Here is a 16,496-nt window from a genome sequence, read left to right on the forward strand (position 1 = left end):
CCGGCGGCCGGTTACTTGATGTGCACCCAGCGGGCCTCGGAGGAGGCGCCGCCCGCGTCCGTCACGAACAGCATGTACCAGCCGGGCGGCACCAGCGCCGGGTCCCCGCGCGGGACCTCCACCGTCACCGAGCCAGGGCCCTTGGTCAGGCCCAGCGCGATGGAGCGCTGCTCGACGTCGGTGGTGTGGGTGACCGCGCTCGGGCGCATCAGACGGGCCGAGACGAGCTTTTCGGGGTGCGGGGTGCGGAAGGTGGCGCGGCCGTCGGCCGGGAGGTTCTCGGGTCCCTCGCCGAGGACGGGCCGCTCCTTGCCCGCCTTGTGCAGCGTGGGCGGGGTGAAGATCTCCATGCGCTGCTCGAAGTGGCCGAGCTTGGTGTTCTGCTCGTTGTCGAAGAGCGGGTCGGAGCCGAAGGTGGCGACGCGCCCGTCGGGCAGGAGCAGCGCCTCGGAGTGGTAGTTGCGGCCCACCAGCGGGTCGGCGGCGGTGCGGAAGGCGCCCCGGCCGGCGTTGGCCTTCGGGTCGTAGAACTGCGCCTTGAGGATGTTGCTGGCGCTGCGGCCGCGGTAGTCGCTGGAGCCGTTGGTGGTGAAGACGGAGTCGTCCGGCATGATGACGCTGTTCAAGTACCGCGTGCCCTGCGGAAGTCGCGGTCCCGTCTTGAAGGACGGGTTCGCCTCCTTCAGGTCGATGACGGCCGTGCGGCGGGTGGCCTTGTCGGACTCGCCGACGCCTCCGCCGCCGAGGATCATCACCTTCTGGTCCTGTGCGGGCGGCAGGAGCAGCGAGGAGGACGTCTCCGTCTGGTCGAGGTCGGTGAGGCCGGGGACCTTGGTGAACTTATTGGTCTTCAGGTCCCACAGGCCGGGCTTGCGGCCCTTGTCGGCGGGCCCGTACCCGGCGTTGGACGCGGGGTAGAACAGCTTGCCGCCCTTGGTGAGGAACAGCGCGGGATAGGTCGGGAAGTAGCGCTTGGGCCCGTCGGTCCACTTCTTGCTCTTCGGGTCGTAGATCTCGTTGTCGCCAGGGTCGATGACGCCGACGTCGTCGAGCCCGGACACCGCGAGCACCCGCCCGTCCTCCAGACCGACGAGCGTGGGGTACCAGCGCGCCTTGTCCATCGGCTCCACCGGCACGTACCGCTCGGCCTTCGGGTCGAACTCGTACGCCGCCTTGATGCCCTGGAAGTCCTGCTTCTCCATGGTGATCTTCTCGGCGATGCCGTACGTGTTGTCGGCCTCCTTGCCGGTGAGGCCCTCGATCTCGTACTGCGCGGACTTCTCGGTGACGGACTGCGCGCCCTCCCGCACGGCCTCCACGAAGACGCGCGCCTCGCTCGCGGTGACCTTCGTCTTCCAGGGCTGCATCACTCCGGCCTTGGAGTACGTGATCTCGAAGTCCCGCTTGGCCTTGGGGACTTCGACCTCGAACTTGCTGACGTACTCGACGCCCGACGGGGAGCGGAACTTCGTGCCCTTCTTCAGGACGACGGGTTCGTCGGGGTTCTCGTTCTTCACGCGCATGCCGCCGCCCGCGCGCTCCACCTCGTCGTCGAGGAGTTCATAGCGGGCGGTGCCCCCGGCGACGAGCAGCCGTCCGTCGGGCAGCTGGGCGTGTCCGGCGCAGAAGAAGTCCGCGGGCGTGGGCACCTTCTTGAAGGTGTTCCGCTTCGGGTCCCACAGCACGGTGTCGAAGGACCCGGCGTCGAATTTCTTCTGCTCGTTGCCGGAGCCCGCGACGATCAGCACCTTGCCGGTGTGCAGGAGCGCCGCGTGGATGGCGTTGGTGCGGAACTCCTCGGGAATGGCGAGCTGCTTCCAGGACCCGTACTTCTTCTTGTAGCCGGGCTGGGCGATCTTGTACGCGTGGTACTTCTCCTCGGCGAAGGAGACGGCGGCCGGGGCGTTCAGGCCGATGAGCAGGGCGCCCGCGCCCGCGCCGAGCGCGATCTTCCGGGTGCGCGGGGAGAGCTTGGAGAGCCGCATGGCCACGTCAGTTACCTCCAGTGGTCGTGCCGGTGGCGAACGCGGGCTCCGGCTCGCCGTCGGTGCCGCGCTCGGCGAGCCGCTGCCGCGCCGCCTTGCGGGCCCGGCGATCCCTGACCGCGGTGACGCCCCACACCGTGACCGGCGCGAGCGAGATGGCCATGGCGAGCACGGCCCAGGTGCGCATCGCCACATGGGTGTGGCCGAGCACGAACGACGCGACGAGCGAACTGGCCAGGACCGCCGCCCAGAAGAGATGGATGCGGAAGGTCAGCAGCCGGTCGCAGGTGGCGTCGCCGCCCTTGGGGGTGACGACGAAGCGGCTGGGGCGGCGCACGAGGGCGGCGCCGAGCGACTTGGCGTAGATGGGCGCGGACAGGGCGGACATCGCCATGCCCGCGAGCCCGCCGGAGCCCGCGGGCTCGTGCGGGGAGACGTTGTGCCGCCGGTTCCAGAGGTAGAGCCCGATCTGGAGGGCGGCGGCGTCGCTATACAGCATCAGCCAGACGGAGGCGGCGACCTGCGTCCCGGAGGCGCCGAACCACAGGAAGAGCACGCAGCTGAGGATGCCGAGCAGCCAGTTCACCGCGGTCATCGGGTAGTAGACGAGCATCAGGGTGTACGAGAAGAGCCGCCCGGGAGGCATCGTGAAGGGCGCCTTCCAGTACTGCTTGAACAGCGTCTCGTAGGTGCCGCGCGACCAGCGCATCTGCTGGGTGAAGAAGTCGGTCCAGGAAGCGGGGCCCTCGCCGACGGCGAGCACGTCCGGGGTGTACACCGACCGCCAGTGGCGGCGGGTCGCCGGGTTGCGGTGGCGGTGCAGTTCGAAGCCGGTGGCCATGTCCTCGGTGATGGAGTCGTGGAGCCCGCCGACCTGTCTGAGCGCGGCGATGCGCACCACGTTGTTGGTGCCGACGAACATGGGGGCCCGGTAGCGGTTCCCGGCCCGCTGGATCAGCGCGTGGAACAGGAACTGCTGGGACTCGGCGGCCTTGGTGACGGGCGAGACGTAGTTGCCGTACACCTGCGGCCCCACCACGAACGCCACGTCCGGGTCGCGGAAGAAGCCCATCATGCGCTCCAGGAAGCCCGGCAGCGGCACGTGGTCGGTGTCGACGGAGGCGAAGAACTCGTAGGCGTCGCCGTGCATGGCGAGCCAGGCGTTGTAATTGCCATGCTTGGTACGGGCCTTGTGGGGGCCCTTCTTGCGGTTCCACTCCGGTACGCCGCTGCGGGTGAAGTGGCGCACGCCGAGCTCCGCGCACAGGGCCTTGGCCTCGTCGTCGTCGCCCTCGTCGAGCAGCCAGACGTCCAGCGGCCCGGTGTGGTGTATCCGCACGGCGCCCTCGAGGGTGGCGCGGACCATGGAGAGGGGCTCCTTGCCCGGGACGTACGTCGTCAGGAAGGCGACGCGGGTGCCCGGCTCGGGCACGACGGGCACCGGGTCGCGGGCCACCATCGTGGCGTGGGCGATCGACACGACGTTGACCAGCATGAACAGTTCGATCAGACCGATCGCCACCAGCATCGTGACGTCGAGCCAGACCAGCCAGCGGTCGCCGCCCTCGCGCTTGGTCCAGTGGGTCGGCCAGACGAGGTAGACGAGCAGGGCGCCGGTGAGGAGGGGGGCCAGCGTCATCAGCAGGACGGCGCGTATTCGGCGGGGCTCGTGGGCGAGGAGGGACCGGTACTGGACCCGGTAGCCTTCGCCGCCGCTCTCGGGCTCGGTGAGCGGTCCGGCGAGCCGGCTGTGGGTGTCGTAGTCGTAGCCCTCCGGCCGCACAGTGCCCTCCTGGGGATCGAATGAGCCGATACCCACACGAAAAGGGAGATTCTTCGGCGTGTCGAACCGGGCGCGTCCGAGTGAGCGGTTTTACCCTGCCGGGCCGGCCCCCAGGCCCCTCGCACCCCGGGGTTCCGCCCCGACCCCCGGCCCGGCCCTCCGCCGCTCCGCGGCGCGAACCTCCGCCGCTCCGCGGCGGGCTTTCCCACCCGCCCGCCCACCTCCCGGCAGCACGCGCACCGCACCACCACTCCGCCGCTCCGCGGCGGGCCTTCCCACCCGCCCGCCCCTCCCCGCAGCGCGGTGACCCCCACTCGCTCCGCCGCTCCGCGGCGAGCCTTCCCGGCAGCACACGCACCGCCCACACCACTCCGCCGCTCCGCGGCGAGGGCACGTGGCAGCCTCGGAGCCCCGCCCCCGGCTGTGGGCAACTGGCCCGCGGCGGGCGGAGCGGCAGCCTTGGAGCCCCCCCCCCCCGCTGTGGGCAGCTGGTCCGCCCAGAGGGCGGAACGGGTGGGCACAGCACCGAAGCCGTCGGGTGACGGGCAACGCGGGGCGCCAGCCCTGGGGGCGCCGGAGCGCCAGGGGCCGCAAGGCCAGGGGCACCCTCCCAGGCTCAGCGCCGCGCCCGGCGGAGGTGGTGGCGGACCGCCCGCTGGGCCACAGGCCCGAGCCCGTCCAGCGCGGCGACGAGCGCCCCGAGCCCCTCCAGGGCGCCAAGGGCCCGCCCGGCCCCCTCCGCGTCCACCCCTTCGTACAGCTCGATGCCCACGAACGACGCCGCGACGGCCCGCGCAAGGCCCACCGGATCCACGAACTCCCCGAGCGGCGAGGCGGCGAGGACCCGCACAAGGACGGCCTCGACCTCCTCGACCCACAGGGAGAGCCCCGCGGCCGTCGCCGCCGCGAGCCGCGGCTGGGTCTGCGCCCCGGCGAGCAGCTGCCCGAGCACGGCCACGTGCCCGGCGGCCCGCTCCTCCTCGTGCACGCGCCGCCCGACGTCGAGGAGTTCACCCAGGGTGGTGACGGCGTTGAGCGCCTCCCGGTAGTGGGCGACCCGCTGCTCGGTGCCGTACCGGCAGGCCTGGGAGAGGAGTTCGTCGACCGATCCGAAGTGGTAGAAGACGAGCGCCTGGTTCACTCCGGCGGCGGCCGCGACGCTGCGCGCGGAGGTCTTGGCGATGCCCTGTTCCGTGAGGGTGCGCAGCGCCCCTTCGAGGAGCTTCTCGCGGGTGTCGGCGCTCACGCGCGGGCCTCCTCGCGCACCGGCCGCAGCCCCGGCCGCACGCCGCACGCGCGGACGTCCCGGTAGACCGCGCGGAAGGAGCCCTCGTACCCGAAGAGGGGGCCGACGTACCGGTTGGTGACCCGGACGCGGACGCGGAAGCGCCCAGTCGCGTCGTCGAAGGACTCCCGCACCTCGGCGTCCCCGCCGATCAGGTCCGGCACCCGTACGTCCACGGGTCCCTCGCGGAAGCGGTGCTCCCCGGAGCGGATGAGGAGCGAGCCGTCCGGGCACGCCTCGAAGTGCAGGTCGCTGGCGAGGTGCTGGTGCGTGCCGAGGTAGTCGAGCACGCGGTCGCCCTCGGGGGCGAGGACCATCTGGGCATCGAAGCGCCGTTCGCGCCCGGGGAAGTGGAAGGTGCGCACGAAACTCACCGTCTCCCGGCCGAAGGAGTCGGCGTACGGCACGTTCTCGATGGTGAACGGAATGTTCCGGCCGGTGCGCGGGACGAGGATGTGGCGGGTGGCGCCGACGGCGAGGAACGGCTTCACGAAGCCCCGCCCGTGCCAGATCCGGTCCATGACGCCGTAGCCGACGCAGGCCTCGCCGCTGTCGAGCCCGACGGAGAAGCGGCGTTGGAGCTGGGGGTGCAGCCGCTCGAAACCGGCTCCGAGGACGGTGCGGAAGAGGGAGGTCACGCGGGCTGCTCCTGGTGGTCCGTGCGGCGCCCTTGGGCGATCGCGGGCAGGTGGTCGAGGATGCGGGGCGCCCGCGCGCGCACCGGCGGTTTGCGCAGGCAGCGCCGGGCCGCGGGCGTCGTCGGCAGGGGCGGGAGCAGCAGCGCCGCGAGGACGGCGGCGAGCGCGGCGGCGGGGCCGCCCAGGGCCGCCGCCCCGGCCACGGCCGCCGCGCGGACCACGGCTTCGGCGGCCGCGTGCGCGAGCCCCCGCTCCGGGGTGATGCCGCGCTCCAGCCACAGCCGCAGCCGGTCGAAGGACCAGGCGGTGGCCCAGCCCATGAGCGGCCGGATGACGAGGCGGTCGGCGAGGGCGCCGAGGCGCCCCCAGCGCGGCCGGTAGTCGTAGCCGGTCAGGAAGCGGACGCCGTCGCCGGTGGGGACGTAGCGCCAGTAGCCGCTGCCCTCGGCGAGCGGCGAGAGCGGGTGCGGCGAGGCGAACCGGAGGGCCGAGGTGCGGGTCCCGTCGGGCCGTCGCCGCTCGCCCGCGCTGACGCCGGTCCCGGCGATCGTGAGGAACGGCAGGACGCGGGTGGCGTAGCGGAAGCGCTGGGGCTCCCCGTCCTCGGCGGGCAGGTAGTCGATCTCCGTGAAGCGCAGGTCCCAGCGCTGGTGGGCGGCGGGCTCCTGGGTGCGCGCCCAGAGGTCGTCGAGATCGGCGCGGATCACGGTTTCAACGTACAAGCCGTACTGGTTCATGCGACCAACCCCCACGTCACCAGGAATCTCAGCGACTCTCAGCGTCTTTGAGCGACCGCTCAAATCTGATGGCCGAAAAGTAGCAGGAGTTTGAGCACTCGCTCAAGACGGCTCGCACGCCGTCCCGCGCGCGGGCATGCGAAAGCCCCCGCCGAACGGTCGGCGGGGGCTGCGTCGGACGTCAGGACAGATGCCGCTCCACGGTCTCCACCTTGGAGGTCATCCCGTCGGTCACACCGGGACGGATGTCGGCCTTCAGGACCACGGAGACCCGTGGCGCCCGCGCCTCCACGGCGGCGACGGCGCGCTTGACGACGTCCATGACCTCGTCCCACTCGCCCTCGATGGAGGTGAACATCGCGTCGGTGCGGTTCGGCAGGCCCGATGCGCGGACGACGCGGACGGCGTCGGCGACGTACTCCCCCACGTCCTCGCCGACGCCGAGCGGCGTCACGGAGAAGGCGACGATCACGCGTTCACGACTCCCTCGCGGCGGGCGCGCGAGGCCATGACGGCGGCCTCGGCCTCGCGCTTCAGCTTGCGCTCGGCGAAGAAACCGCCGGTGGGCAGGACGGAGAGGACGAAGTACAGGGCGGCCGTCTTCAGGCTCCACTTGGTGCGGTTCCAGGCGTCGAGCCAGAACAGCACGTACAGCACGAAGAGCAGACCGTGGATCATGCCCATCGCCGGGACGGCATTGAAGTCCGTGGTCCGCTTGAGCACCGAGCAGAGGAGGAGGAGCAGGAAGGACACGGCCTCGGGCGCGGAGACCAGGCGGAGGCGGCGGAGTGCGGAAGCGGTCTTGATGTCCACGGATCACCTTCGGTGGCGGGGTCGACGTCGATCTTGTGAACGGATGCACAAGCGCCCCCCATTGTGGCATCAGGGATTTACCCGGGTGCGCTCAGGGTCGGAAGCCCTGTCGCGGGGGTCGGCGCTGGGGCTACCTTCGCTGTCGTGGCTACGTTCCGAATGCAAGGCAGCAGAGTGCTCGCCGTCGACATGACGGGCGACGCGGTCAAGGCGAAGAACGGTTCGATGGTCGCCTACGACGGCACGATGGTCTTCAAGAAGCTCACGGGGGGCGGCGAGGGCATCCGCGGCATGGTGACGCGGCGGCTGACCGACGAAGAGATGACAGTGATGGAGGTCAAGGGCCACGGCACCTGCTGGTTCGCCGACCGGGCGACGGAGATCAGCCTGGTCCGCCTCCAGGGCGAGAAGCTCTATGTGGAGTCCAGCAATCTGCTGTGCGCGGACGCGGGCCTGCGCACCGGCACCACGTTCACGGGCCTGCGCGGCGCCACCCGGGGCAACGGCGTCTTCACCACCACCGTCCAGGGCACGGGACAGGCGGCGATCATGTCGGACGGCCCGGCGGTGATCCTGCGCGTCACGAAGCAGTATCCGCTCCAGGTCGACCCGGGGGCGTATGTGGCCCACCAGGGCGATCTCAAGCAGAGCTTCCAGTCCGGCGTCACCTTCCGCCATCTGCTCGGCGAGGGCGGCGGCGAGGCCTTCCAGATCCGCTTCGAGGGCGAGGGCCTCGTGTACGTCCAGCCCAGTGAGCGCAACACGATCGCGGGAGACGCCTGACATGCCGTTCCGTGAGGTCAACGCGAAGATGGTGGAGGCCACGCTGCAGCCGGGCGTGAAGCTGTTCAGCCAGCGCGGCGCGATGCTCGCCTATCAGGGGGACGTCTCCTTCACGCCCAACATCACCGGCGGCCAGGGCGGCCTGATGTCCATGCTCGGGCGCCGCGTCGCCCATGAGTCGGTGCCGCTGATGACCGTGGAGGGCAGCGGCACGGTGATGTTCGGGCACGGCGGCCACCACGTCCATGTGATCACCCTCGGCGGCGACACGATGTACGTGGAGGCGGACCGCCTGCTCGCCTTCGACGGCACGCTCCAGCAGGGCACGATGTTCCTCGGCGCGCAGGGCGGCGTGATGGGCATGGTGCGCGGCCAGGTCTCGGGCCAGGGCCTGTTCACCACGACCCTGAAGGGCCACGGCGCGGTCGCGGTGATGGCCCACGGCGGCGTCATCGAGCTGCCGATCACCCCGCAGCGCCCGGTGCACGTGGACCCCCAGTCCTATGTGGCCCACCACGGTGACGTACGCAACAAACTCTCCACGGCGCTCAGTTGGCGCGACATGGTGGGCCGCGGCTCCGGCGAGGCCTTCCAGCTGGAGCTCAGCGGCAACGGCGTGGTCTACGTCCAGGCATCGGAGGACAAGCTGTGAGCACCCCCGCGATCTTCGATCCGATGACGCTGCCCAGCAACGACAACGTCAACGACTACACGTTCTGCGTGGACCTCCAGGGCGACCAGTGGTTCCTGCAGAAGGGCAAGATGATCGCCTACTACGGGCGCATCGACTTCAACGGCATCGGACACGGCCGCCTCGACCGCCTCGTGCGCACCTCGTTCCACTCCCCGCTGCACGCGAGCGACTGGGTGGTGGCCGAGGGCCAGGGCAAGATGCTGCTCGCCGACCGCGCCTTCGATGTGAACTCCTACGACCTCGAGGACGGCAACCTCACGATCCGCTCCGGCAACCTCCTCGCTTTTCAGCCAAGTCTCGCCCTCAAGCAGTCCATCGTGCCCGGGTTTCTGACCCTGATCGGCACGGGCAAGTTCGTCGCGGTCTCCAGTGGTCCGGTGGTGTTCATGGAGCCGCCGATCCGCGTGGACCCGCAGGCGCTCGTCGGCTGGGCGGACTGCCCCTCGCCCTGCCACCACTACGACCACCAGTACCTGAGCGGGGTCATCGGGGGCCTGCGCGCACTCACCGGGATCGGCGGTACGTCCGGGGAGGAGCACCAGTTCGAGTTCGTGGGCGCGGGCACGGTGCTGCTGCAGTCGTCGGAGGCGCTGCGCGCGGAGGTCGACACCGGCGCGCTGCCGCAGCAGGCCGGGGTGCCGGGCGCAGGGGGCTCCGGGGGCGGTCAGGGCGCCGGCGGCTCGTCCGGCCGTCCGGGGCAACATGGCCAACGTGGACAGCAGCCGCAGGGACCGCGCCTTCCCGGACAACTAGGAGACCTCCAGCGTCGCTTCGGCCTGTGAGCGGTAGTCTGCGGAGTGTGACGGCGAACGCCTGTGCCCCTCGGTTTCCCGGGGGGTGCGAGGCGTGTCACACCCCGACACTCGTTCGCAATTCAACTTCTTAGGTAGAATCGATTCCATGGAGACCGAGACGGCCCCGCAGTGGCTGACCGACGAGGAACAGTGCGCCTGGCGCACCCACGTGGAGGTCAACAGGATGCTGACGTACCAGCTGGAGAAGGATCTCCAGCCGTTCAACCTGACCATGAACGACTACGACATCCTCGTACATCTCTCCGAATCCGACGATCTGCGCATGCGCATGAGCGATCTGGCGGCCGCCACCCTGCAGTCCAAGAGCCGCCTGTCGCACCAGATCACCCGCATGGAGAACGCCGGGCTCGTCCGGCGGGAGAACTGCGAGTCCGACCGGCGCGGACTGTTCACCGTCCTCACCGACGAGGGCATGGAGACCATGAAGCGCGTCGCCCCGCACCACGTGGCGTCCGTGCGCCAGCACTTCGTCGACCTCGTCTCGACGGAGGCGCTCAGCGACCTGCACAAGGCGCTGACGCCGATCGCGGAACACCTGCGCGGACTGCGCGGCAGGCCCTGACGCGGGTGCCGTGCCGCAGCCAGGACCGGTGCGCGGTGGCGCGAAGCCGCCCCCGCCCCCCTCCCTGGCGCTCCGGAGCGCGGCCTCAGTGCCGCGGACCGTCCGTGGCCGTTCGCGCGGTTCCCCGCGCCCCATCGGAGCTCTCCCGCACCGCCCGCGGCAGGCACAGCCGGAACAGCGCGCCCCCGCCAGGGGCCTCGTCGACCGTGAGGGTGCCGCCGTGCCGGGCGGCCACATCGCGGGCGATCGCAAGCCCCAGGCCCGCACCACCTTCGTCCCGGCTGCGCGCGTCGTCGAGGCGCACGAACCGCTCGAAGATCCGCTCGCGCTCCGCCGGCGGCACCCCGTCGCCGTCGTCGGCCACCTCCAGGACCGCCCACGCCCCGTCGACCCGGGTGGTGACGGTGATCCCGGAGCGGGCGTGCCGCTGGGCGTTGGTCACCAGATTGCCCAGCACCCGCGCCAACTGACCCCGCGATCCGGCCACTTCGACGCCCTCCAGCCTCGTCGTGACCGGCACGCGGTCCGTCAGGCGCTGCGACAGCTCCTCACGGGTCAGGGCCGCGAGCTCCACGCGGCTCTGGCCCGGCTTCTCCCCCGCGTCGAGGCGGGCGAGAAGGAGCAGGTCCGCGGCCAGGTCCTGCAGCCGCACGGTGTCCTCGACGGCGCCCGCCACATCCAGCAACTCCGGGTGTGCGGCGCCGACTTCGAGCTGGGTGCGCAGTGAGGCGATGGGGCTGCGCAGCTCGTGCGAGGCGTCGGCGACGAAGCGGCGCTGGCGCTCCACGGACGTCTGCAGGGCGGTGAGGGTCTCGTTCGTGGTCCGGGCCAGGCGCGCGATCTCGTCGTGCGTGTCCGGCTCGGGCACCCGGCGCCCCAGGTCCTCGGACGCGGTGATCGCCGCCATCTCGGCCCGGATCGCGTCCACCGGCCGCAGCGCGCGACGCGTGACCAGCCAGGTCACGGCCGCGATCACGGCGAGCAGCAGCGGCAGGCCGATCAGCATCGCGGTCAGCGCGGTGGTGACGGCGTTCTGTTCGGCGGTCAGCGGGGCGCCCGCGTGGACCGTCAGCTCACCCCTCGACTCGGTGTTCACCTTCACCGTGGCGAAGCGGTAGTCCTGGCTTTCGCCGTCGACGGTCGCCGATCCGTCGGCGAAGTCGGCCTCGCTGTCGATCTCACCGATCTTCAGCGGTCCGGAGCTGTCGTCATCGTCGGACCCGGCGTCCTCGGCGGCTTCCTCGGCGGCGTCCTCGACGCGCTCCTCGGCGGCCTCGCGACGCTCCTCGGCGGCCTCGCTCAGGTCGTCGTCCGCGTCGCCGCTCGCGTCCTCATCCGCGTCGTCGCCCTTGTCGCCCTTGTCGTCCTCTTCCTTCTCTTCCTTCTCTTCTTTCTCTTCCTGCTCCTTCTGCTTCTTCCGCTCCTCTTCCGCCTTCTCCTGCTGCTCCTGCCGCGCCTCCTCCGGGTCCTTCACCCGGGGGTCGGGGCGCACGCCGCTGACACCCGTGCCCACGATCTTCGACAGCTCGTCGCTGACCGCGGCGACGAGGCCGTCCGCGGTCACGACCTGGACGGGGTTGTCGTCGCCGTCGGTCACGTCCAGATCGTCGTACGGGGTGCCCGGCGCGAGCTGCGCGGCGACCTTGCGGGCGGCGGACTCGGCCTGGGTGTCCGCCTGGCGGATGAGGCTGGTCCGCAGCGCGAGCAGCACCGCCGCGCCCGCGGCGACCAGGGCGAGCGCGACGACGAGGGTCGCGCCGATCGCGGCACGGGCCCGTACGGAGCCGAAGAGGCGCCTCACCGCGGAACCTCGAGCCGGTACCCGGCACCCCGAACGGTCTTGATGAGCGGTGCGCCCAGTTTGCGGCGCAGCGTGCTGACGTACACCTCGACGATGTTGGGGTCGCCCTCGTACGCGAAGTCCCAGACGTGCTCCAGGATCTCCGCCTTGGACACCACCTGGCCCGCCCGCAGCACGAGCTGCTCCAGGACGGCGAACTCCTTCGCGGTCAGGGCGATCTCGGTGCCGCCGTCGCCGTTCTCGTCCCGGAAGACGCGCCGGGCCGCTGTGTCGATCTTCAGGTCCCCGATGCGGTGCACCGGGGACGGGGCCGACGCGCGGCGGCGGAGCAGCGCCTTCACGCGGGCCACGAGGACGACGTAGCTGAAGGGCTTGGTCAGGTAGTCGTCGGCCCCCGTGTCCAGGCCCTCGGCCTCGTCGTACTCGCCGTCCTTCGCGGTGAGCATCAGGATCGGTACGTCGTTGCCCGCGGCGCGCAGGGTGGAGCAGACCCGGTAGCCGTTCATGCCCGGGAGCATGATGTCCAGGATGAGCAGGTCGTACGCGACCTCGGTGGCCCGGTGCAGCCCTTCGGCTCCGTCGTGGACGACGTCGACGGCGTAGCCCTCGGCCGTCAGGCCCTTGGCCAGGGACAGGGCGAGGCGCTTCTCGTCCTCGACGATCAACAGACGCATGCGTTCAGGATGCCGGAACGAAGCTGAAGAACTCTTCAGGCTTCTTCAGGGGGGCTTCAGGAACGTTCAGGCAACGTGTTTCTCGTCGGAACGGACGGCCCCGGAAGGGATCGGGGCCAGCCACTCGGGAGGAACCCTCATGAAGCGCAACATCGTCATCGCCACCGTCGCGGCCGCCGCTCTCATCGGCGGCGGGACGGCCACGACCTTCGCACTCAGCGGCGACGACGGGAGTTCGTCGGCCGGGAAGTCGAGCGTCCAGGTGAAGGACGACGGCAGCAGCCGCGGGGCGCAGGTGCGGGACGACGACGACCGGTACGACGACGACCGCGACGACCGTTACGACGACCGGGATGACCGGGACGACGACCGCGACGACCGGTACGAGGACCGCTACGACCGCGACCGGGACGACCGGGACGACGACGCGCGGGACGCCGCCGCGGCCAAGGCAGCGAAGGTGAGCGCCGCGGACGCGATCGCCACCGCCCTGAAGTCCGCGTCCGGCACGGCGGTCTCCGCCGACCTGGACACCGAGGACGGCGGCCTGATCTGGGACGTCGACGTCCTCGGCAAGGACGGGCGGACCTGGCACAGCGTGCACGTCGACCCGGGCACGGGCAAGGTGCTCGGCTCCCACACCGAGCGGGACGCGGAGGACGCGGCCGAGGTGCTCGCCGCCCTGAAGGGCGCGTCGGTGTCGGCGTCCGACGCGGCGAAGGCCGCCGCCAGCAAGGGCCAGGTCACGTCGGTGGACGTCGAGGACGACGTCGCCGGGGCCGGGGTCTGGGACGTGGAGACCGTCTCGGCGTCCGGCGCCGAGTCGCACTGGACGGTCGACGCCCGCACGGCGAAGGTCACCCCGGGCCAGGCCGACGACTGATCGCTCACCCGCGACTCCCCTGAACCCTCTCCGCCGGGGCCCCGGCATCCCCCGACGGGTGTCCCCCAGGTCCCCCGCCGCACCCGCGGCGGGGGACCTTTTTCGCGCCCTCACGGACCGGCCTCACGGACCGCCCTCACGGACCAGCCGCACGGGCCAGCCGCCCGCACCGACCGCGCACCCGCCCCCGCACCGGCACCGGCACCGGCACCAACCGGGCATCGCGCCCCCGCTAAGCCGAGGTCAGGCCCTCCACCAGCGAGTCCGCCGCCGCGTACGGATCGAGCTCGCCCGCCACGATGCGCTCGGCGAGCGCGCCGAGCCGCACGTCCCCGCGCAGGTCGGCGATCCGCTCCCGCAGGGCCGTGACGGTGATCGCCTCGACCTCGCGGGCCGCGCGGGAGACCCGCCGCGTGGCGAGGACCCCCCGCTCCTCCATCCACGCCCGGTGCTTCTCAAGGGCCTCGACGACCTCGTCGACGCCCTCGCCGCGCGCGGCGACGGTCTTGACGATGGGCGGCCGCCAGTCCCCGGGGCCCCGCGACTCGCCGAGCCCCAGCATGTGGTTGAGCTCACGCGCGGTCGCGTCCGCCCCGTCGCGGTCGGCCTTGTTGACCACGTACATGTCGCCGATCTCCAGGATTCCGGCCTTGGCCGCCTGGATGCCGTCGCCCATGCCGGGCGCGAGCAGCACGACGGTCGTGTCGGCCTGGGAGGCGATCTCCACCTCGGACTGGCCGACGCCCACGGTCTCCACGAGGACCACGTCGCAGCCCGCCGCGTCGAGCACGCGGATGGCCTGCGGCGCGGACCAGGCGAGGCCGCCGAGGTGGCCGCGGGTGGCCATGGAGCGGATGTAGACACCGGGGTCGGAGGCGTGCTCGGACATCCGTACGCGGTCGCCGAGCAGCGCGCCCCCGGAGAACGGCGACGACGGGTCGACGGCGAGCACCCCGACCCGCTTCCCGGCCCGCCGATACGCGCTGACCAGCGCGGACGTCGTCGTGGACTTGCCGACGCCGGGCGACCCGGTGAGCCCCACGACATACGCGTGCCCGGCCAGCGGCGCCAGGGCCGCCATCACCTCGCGCAGCTGCGGCGACGCCCCCTCCACCAGCGAGATCAGCCGTGCCACGGCCCGCGGCCTGCCCTCGCGGGCCTGCGCCACCAGGGTGGGGACGTCTTGCATTGCGGCTCCGTTCGGTTACGTACGTGAGACGACTGGGCGGCGGTCGGCGAGGGCCGGGCTCAGGCCTTGGCCACCTTCAGGATGAGGGCGTCGCCCTGGCCGCCGCCGCCGCACAGGGCCGCCGCGCCGACGCCGCCGCCGCGCCGCTTGAGCTCCAGGGCCAGGTGCAGCACGAGCCGGGCGCCGGACATCCCGATCGGGTGACCGAGGGCGATGGCGCCGCCGTTGACGTTCACCCGTTCCGACGACACCCCGAGGTCCTTCATTGACTGGACCGCGACGGCGGCGAAGGCCTCGTTGATCTCGATGAGGTCCAGGTCGTCGACGGTCAGGCCCTCCTTCTTCAGGGCGTGCCGGATCGCGTTGGACGGCTGGGACTGCAGGGAGTTGTCCGGGCCCGCCACGTTGCCGTGCGCGCCGATCTCCGCGATCCAGGCGAGGCCGAGCTCCTCGGCCTTGGCCTTGCTCATCACGACCACGGCGGCGGCGCCGTCCGAGATCTGCGAGGCCGTGCCCGCGGTGATCGTGCCGTCCTTGGCGAAGGCCGGGCGGAGCTTGCCGAGGGTCTCCGCGGTGGTCTCGCCGCGGATGCCCTCGTCCTTGGAGACGAGCACCGGGTCGCCCTTGCGCTGCGGGACCTCGACGGGGGTGATCTCGGCGTCGAAGGTGCCGTTCTTCTGGGCGGCGGCCGCGCGCTGGTGGGAGAGCGCGCCGATCTCGTCCTGCTCGGGCCGCTGGATGCCGAGGCGCTTGTTGTGCTTCTCCGTGGACTCGCCCATGGCGATGGCCTCGAAGGGGTCGGTGAGGCCGTCGTGCGCCATCGCGTCGAGCATCTCGATCGCGCCGTACTTGTAGCCCTCACGGGACTTCGGCAGCAGGTGCGGGGCGTTGGTCATCGACTCCTGGCCGCCCGCCACGACGACGTCGAACTCGCCCGCGCGGATCAGCTGGTCGGCGAGCGCGATCGCGTCGAGGCCGGAGAGGCAGACCTTGTTGACGGTGAGCGCCGGGACGCTCATGGGGATGCCCGCCTTGACCGCGGCCTGCCGCGCCGGGATCTGCCCCGCCCCGGCCTGAAGCACCTGCCCCATGATCACGTACTGCACCTGGTCCGGGCCGATCCCGGCCCGGTCGAGCGCCGCCTTGATCGCGAAGCCGCCCAGGTCCGCGCCGGAGAAGGACTTGAGTGAGCCGAGCAGTCGCCCCATGGGCGTGCGCGCGCCCGCGACGATCACTGAGGTGGTTCCGGTCGTTCCAGACATGTGGCACGGCCCCTTCCAGCTGGGGAGCTGAGGAGATGTGAACGAGGGTTTACTCGAATGTACTGAGCGGTACGGCGTGCGTCATCGGAAGGCAAGTGTGATCGCGCGCACGTTGCGTAATCACGCCCACAGACGCTGCACTTGAGGCATGCTGACGCGAATCGATCACATTGGGATCGCCTGCCGGGACCTCGACGCGACCGTCGAGTTCTACCGCGCGACGTACGGCTTCGAAGTGTTCCACTCCGAGGTCAACGAGGAGCAGGGCGTGCGCGAGGCCATGCTCAAGATCAACGAGACGTCGGACGGCGGCGCCTCCTACCTCCAGCTCCTCGAACCCATCCGCGATGACTCCGCGGTGGGCAAGTGGATGGCGAAGAACGGCGAGGGCGTGCACCACATCGCCTTCGGCACCGAGGACGTGGACGGCGACTCCGAAGCCATCCGCGACAAGGGCGTCCGCGTGCTGTACGAGCAGCCGCGCATTGGCTCCATGGGGTCGCGCATCACCTTCCTGCACCCCAAGGACTGCCACGGCGTCCTCACCGAACTCGTCACCTCCGCACCCTCCGAACACCCCGAGCACTGACCT

The 16,496-nt window shown here is 71.4% G+C and carries 17 protein-coding genes; 6 read left to right on the forward strand and 11 right to left on the reverse strand.

The window, feature by feature from the left end; genetic code table 11:
- Positions 1-11: 11 nt before the first annotated feature.
- From glxA to AC07A4_RS39055, 7 genes are all read right to left on the reverse strand, one after another.
- Positions 12-1,985: a radical copper oxidase GlxA gene (gene glxA, locus AC07A4_RS39025; protein ID WP_478608751.1), complete on the reverse strand. Its 1,974-nt coding sequence runs from the start codon at positions 1,983-1,985 to the stop codon at positions 12-14.
- Between the two features lie 7 nt (positions 1,986-1,992).
- On the reverse strand, positions 1,993-3,768 hold the full coding sequence (locus AC07A4_RS39030) for a glycosyltransferase family 2 protein (protein WP_478608683.1): 1,776 nt from the start codon (positions 3,766-3,768) through the stop codon (positions 1,993-1,995).
- 616 nt (positions 3,769-4,384) lie between these two features.
- Entirely contained in the window at positions 4,385-5,014 is a 630-nt protein-coding gene (locus tag AC07A4_RS39035) for a TetR/AcrR family transcriptional regulator (protein WP_478608685.1), read from the reverse strand.
- A complete protein-coding gene (locus AC07A4_RS39040) occupies positions 5,011-5,691 on the reverse strand; it encodes a DUF4166 domain-containing protein (protein WP_478608687.1) in 681 nt (226 codons plus the stop codon). The genes AC07A4_RS39035 and AC07A4_RS39040 overlap by 4 nt, the downstream gene beginning before the upstream one ends.
- On the reverse strand, positions 5,688-6,428 hold the full coding sequence (locus AC07A4_RS39045) for a hypothetical protein (protein ID WP_478608689.1): 741 nt from the start codon (positions 6,426-6,428) through the stop codon (positions 5,688-5,690). The genes AC07A4_RS39040 and AC07A4_RS39045 overlap by 4 nt, the downstream gene beginning before the upstream one ends.
- Before the next feature lie 181 nt (positions 6,429-6,609).
- Complete coding sequence (locus AC07A4_RS39050; protein WP_478608691.1) at positions 6,610-6,900, reverse strand: MTH1187 family thiamine-binding protein; 291 nt, start codon at positions 6,898-6,900, stop codon at positions 6,610-6,612.
- Positions 6,897-7,241 carry a DUF3817 domain-containing protein gene (locus AC07A4_RS39055; protein ID WP_478608693.1) on the reverse strand — a complete coding sequence of 115 codons (345 nt, stop codon included), beginning with the start codon at positions 7,239-7,241 and terminating at the stop codon, positions 6,897-6,899. The genes AC07A4_RS39050 and AC07A4_RS39055 overlap by 4 nt, the downstream gene beginning before the upstream one ends.
- 144 nt (positions 7,242-7,385) lie before the next feature.
- On the opposite strand from AC07A4_RS39055, the gene AC07A4_RS39060 reads away from it, so the two are divergent.
- The 4 genes from AC07A4_RS39060 to AC07A4_RS39075 all read left to right on the forward strand — a co-directional run bounded on the left by AC07A4_RS39060 (position 7,386) and on the right by AC07A4_RS39075 (position 10,095).
- On the forward strand, positions 7,386-8,024 hold the full coding sequence (locus AC07A4_RS39060) for an AIM24 family protein (RefSeq protein WP_478608695.1): 639 nt from the start codon (positions 7,386-7,388) through the stop codon (positions 8,022-8,024).
- Between the two features lies 1 nt (position 8,025).
- Complete coding sequence (locus AC07A4_RS39065) at positions 8,026-8,676, forward strand: AIM24 family protein (RefSeq protein WP_478608697.1); 651 nt, start codon at positions 8,026-8,028, stop codon at positions 8,674-8,676.
- A 23-nt stretch (positions 8,677-8,699) separates the two neighbouring features.
- Positions 8,700-9,500, forward strand: a complete 801-nt coding sequence (locus tag AC07A4_RS39070; protein ID WP_478608754.1) for an AIM24 family protein — start codon at positions 8,700-8,702, stop codon at positions 9,498-9,500.
- Between the two features lie 118 nt (positions 9,501-9,618).
- Positions 9,619-10,095: a MarR family winged helix-turn-helix transcriptional regulator gene (locus tag AC07A4_RS39075; RefSeq protein WP_478608699.1), complete on the forward strand. Its 477-nt coding sequence runs from the start codon at positions 9,619-9,621 to the stop codon at positions 10,093-10,095.
- An 85-nt stretch (positions 10,096-10,180) separates the two neighbouring features.
- On the opposite strand, the gene AC07A4_RS39080 is transcribed toward AC07A4_RS39075, so the two are convergent.
- Positions 10,181-11,896, reverse strand: coding sequence for a sensor histidine kinase (locus AC07A4_RS39080; protein ID WP_478608702.1), 1,716 nt, complete (start codon positions 11,894-11,896; stop codon positions 10,181-10,183).
- Positions 11,893-12,570 carry a response regulator transcription factor gene (locus AC07A4_RS39085; RefSeq protein WP_478608705.1) on the reverse strand — a complete coding sequence of 226 codons (678 nt, stop codon included), beginning with the start codon at positions 12,568-12,570 and terminating at the stop codon, positions 11,893-11,895. The genes AC07A4_RS39080 and AC07A4_RS39085 overlap by 4 nt, the downstream gene beginning before the upstream one ends.
- 139 nt (positions 12,571-12,709) lie before the next feature.
- Between AC07A4_RS39085 and AC07A4_RS39090 the strand changes: the two genes are divergently transcribed.
- Entirely contained in the window at positions 12,710-13,453 is a 744-nt protein-coding gene (locus AC07A4_RS39090; protein WP_478608707.1) for a PepSY domain-containing protein, read from the forward strand.
- 232 nt (positions 13,454-13,685) lie between these two features.
- On the opposite strand, the gene meaB is transcribed toward AC07A4_RS39090, so the two are convergent.
- Positions 13,686-14,642 carry a methylmalonyl Co-A mutase-associated GTPase MeaB gene (meaB, locus tag AC07A4_RS39095; RefSeq protein WP_478608710.1) on the reverse strand — a complete coding sequence of 319 codons (957 nt, stop codon included), beginning with the start codon at positions 14,640-14,642 and terminating at the stop codon, positions 13,686-13,688.
- A gap of 59 nt (positions 14,643-14,701) precedes the next feature.
- Positions 14,702-15,904, reverse strand: a complete 1,203-nt coding sequence (locus AC07A4_RS39100; protein WP_478608713.1) for an acetyl-CoA C-acetyltransferase — start codon at positions 15,902-15,904, stop codon at positions 14,702-14,704.
- A gap of 148 nt (positions 15,905-16,052) precedes the next feature.
- On the opposite strand from AC07A4_RS39100, the gene mce reads away from it, so the two are divergent.
- Complete coding sequence (gene mce, locus AC07A4_RS39105) at positions 16,053-16,493, forward strand: methylmalonyl-CoA epimerase (RefSeq protein ID WP_478608715.1); 441 nt, start codon at positions 16,053-16,055, stop codon at positions 16,491-16,493.
- Positions 16,494-16,496: the final 3 nt, after the last annotated feature.

The sequence above is a fragment of the Streptomyces sp. NPDC043996 genome (assembly GCF_056435225.1).

What these genes read in the sequence shown, in the direction of transcription:
- glxA (WP_478608751.1), bottom strand. Translation starts at nt 1,985, where the DNA reads ATGCGGCTCTCCAAGCTCTCCCCGCGCACCCGGAAGATCGCGCTCGGC.
- AC07A4_RS39045 (WP_478608689.1), bottom strand. Translation starts at nt 6,428, where the DNA reads ATGAACCAGTACGGCTTGTACGTTGAAACCGTGATCCGCGCCGATCTC.
- AC07A4_RS39065 (WP_478608697.1), top strand. Translation starts at nt 8,026, where the DNA reads ATGCCGTTCCGTGAGGTCAACGCGAAGATGGTGGAGGCCACGCTGCAG.
- AC07A4_RS39070 (WP_478608754.1), top strand. Translation starts at nt 8,700, where the DNA reads ATGACGCTGCCCAGCAACGACAACGTCAACGACTACACGTTCTGCGTG.
- AC07A4_RS39075 (WP_478608699.1), top strand. Translation starts at nt 9,619, where the DNA reads ATGGAGACCGAGACGGCCCCGCAGTGGCTGACCGACGAGGAACAGTGC.
- AC07A4_RS39085 (WP_478608705.1), bottom strand. Translation starts at nt 12,570, where the DNA reads ATGCGTCTGTTGATCGTCGAGGACGAGAAGCGCCTCGCCCTGTCCCTG.
- AC07A4_RS39090 (WP_478608707.1), top strand. Translation starts at nt 12,710, where the DNA reads ATGAAGCGCAACATCGTCATCGCCACCGTCGCGGCCGCCGCTCTCATC.
- meaB (WP_478608710.1), bottom strand. Translation starts at nt 14,642, where the DNA reads ATGCAAGACGTCCCCACCCTGGTGGCGCAGGCCCGCGAGGGCAGGCCG.
- AC07A4_RS39100 (WP_478608713.1), bottom strand. Translation starts at nt 15,904, where the DNA reads ATGTCTGGAACGACCGGAACCACCTCAGTGATCGTCGCGGGCGCGCGC.
- mce (WP_478608715.1), top strand. Translation starts at nt 16,053, where the DNA reads ATGCTGACGCGAATCGATCACATTGGGATCGCCTGCCGGGACCTCGAC.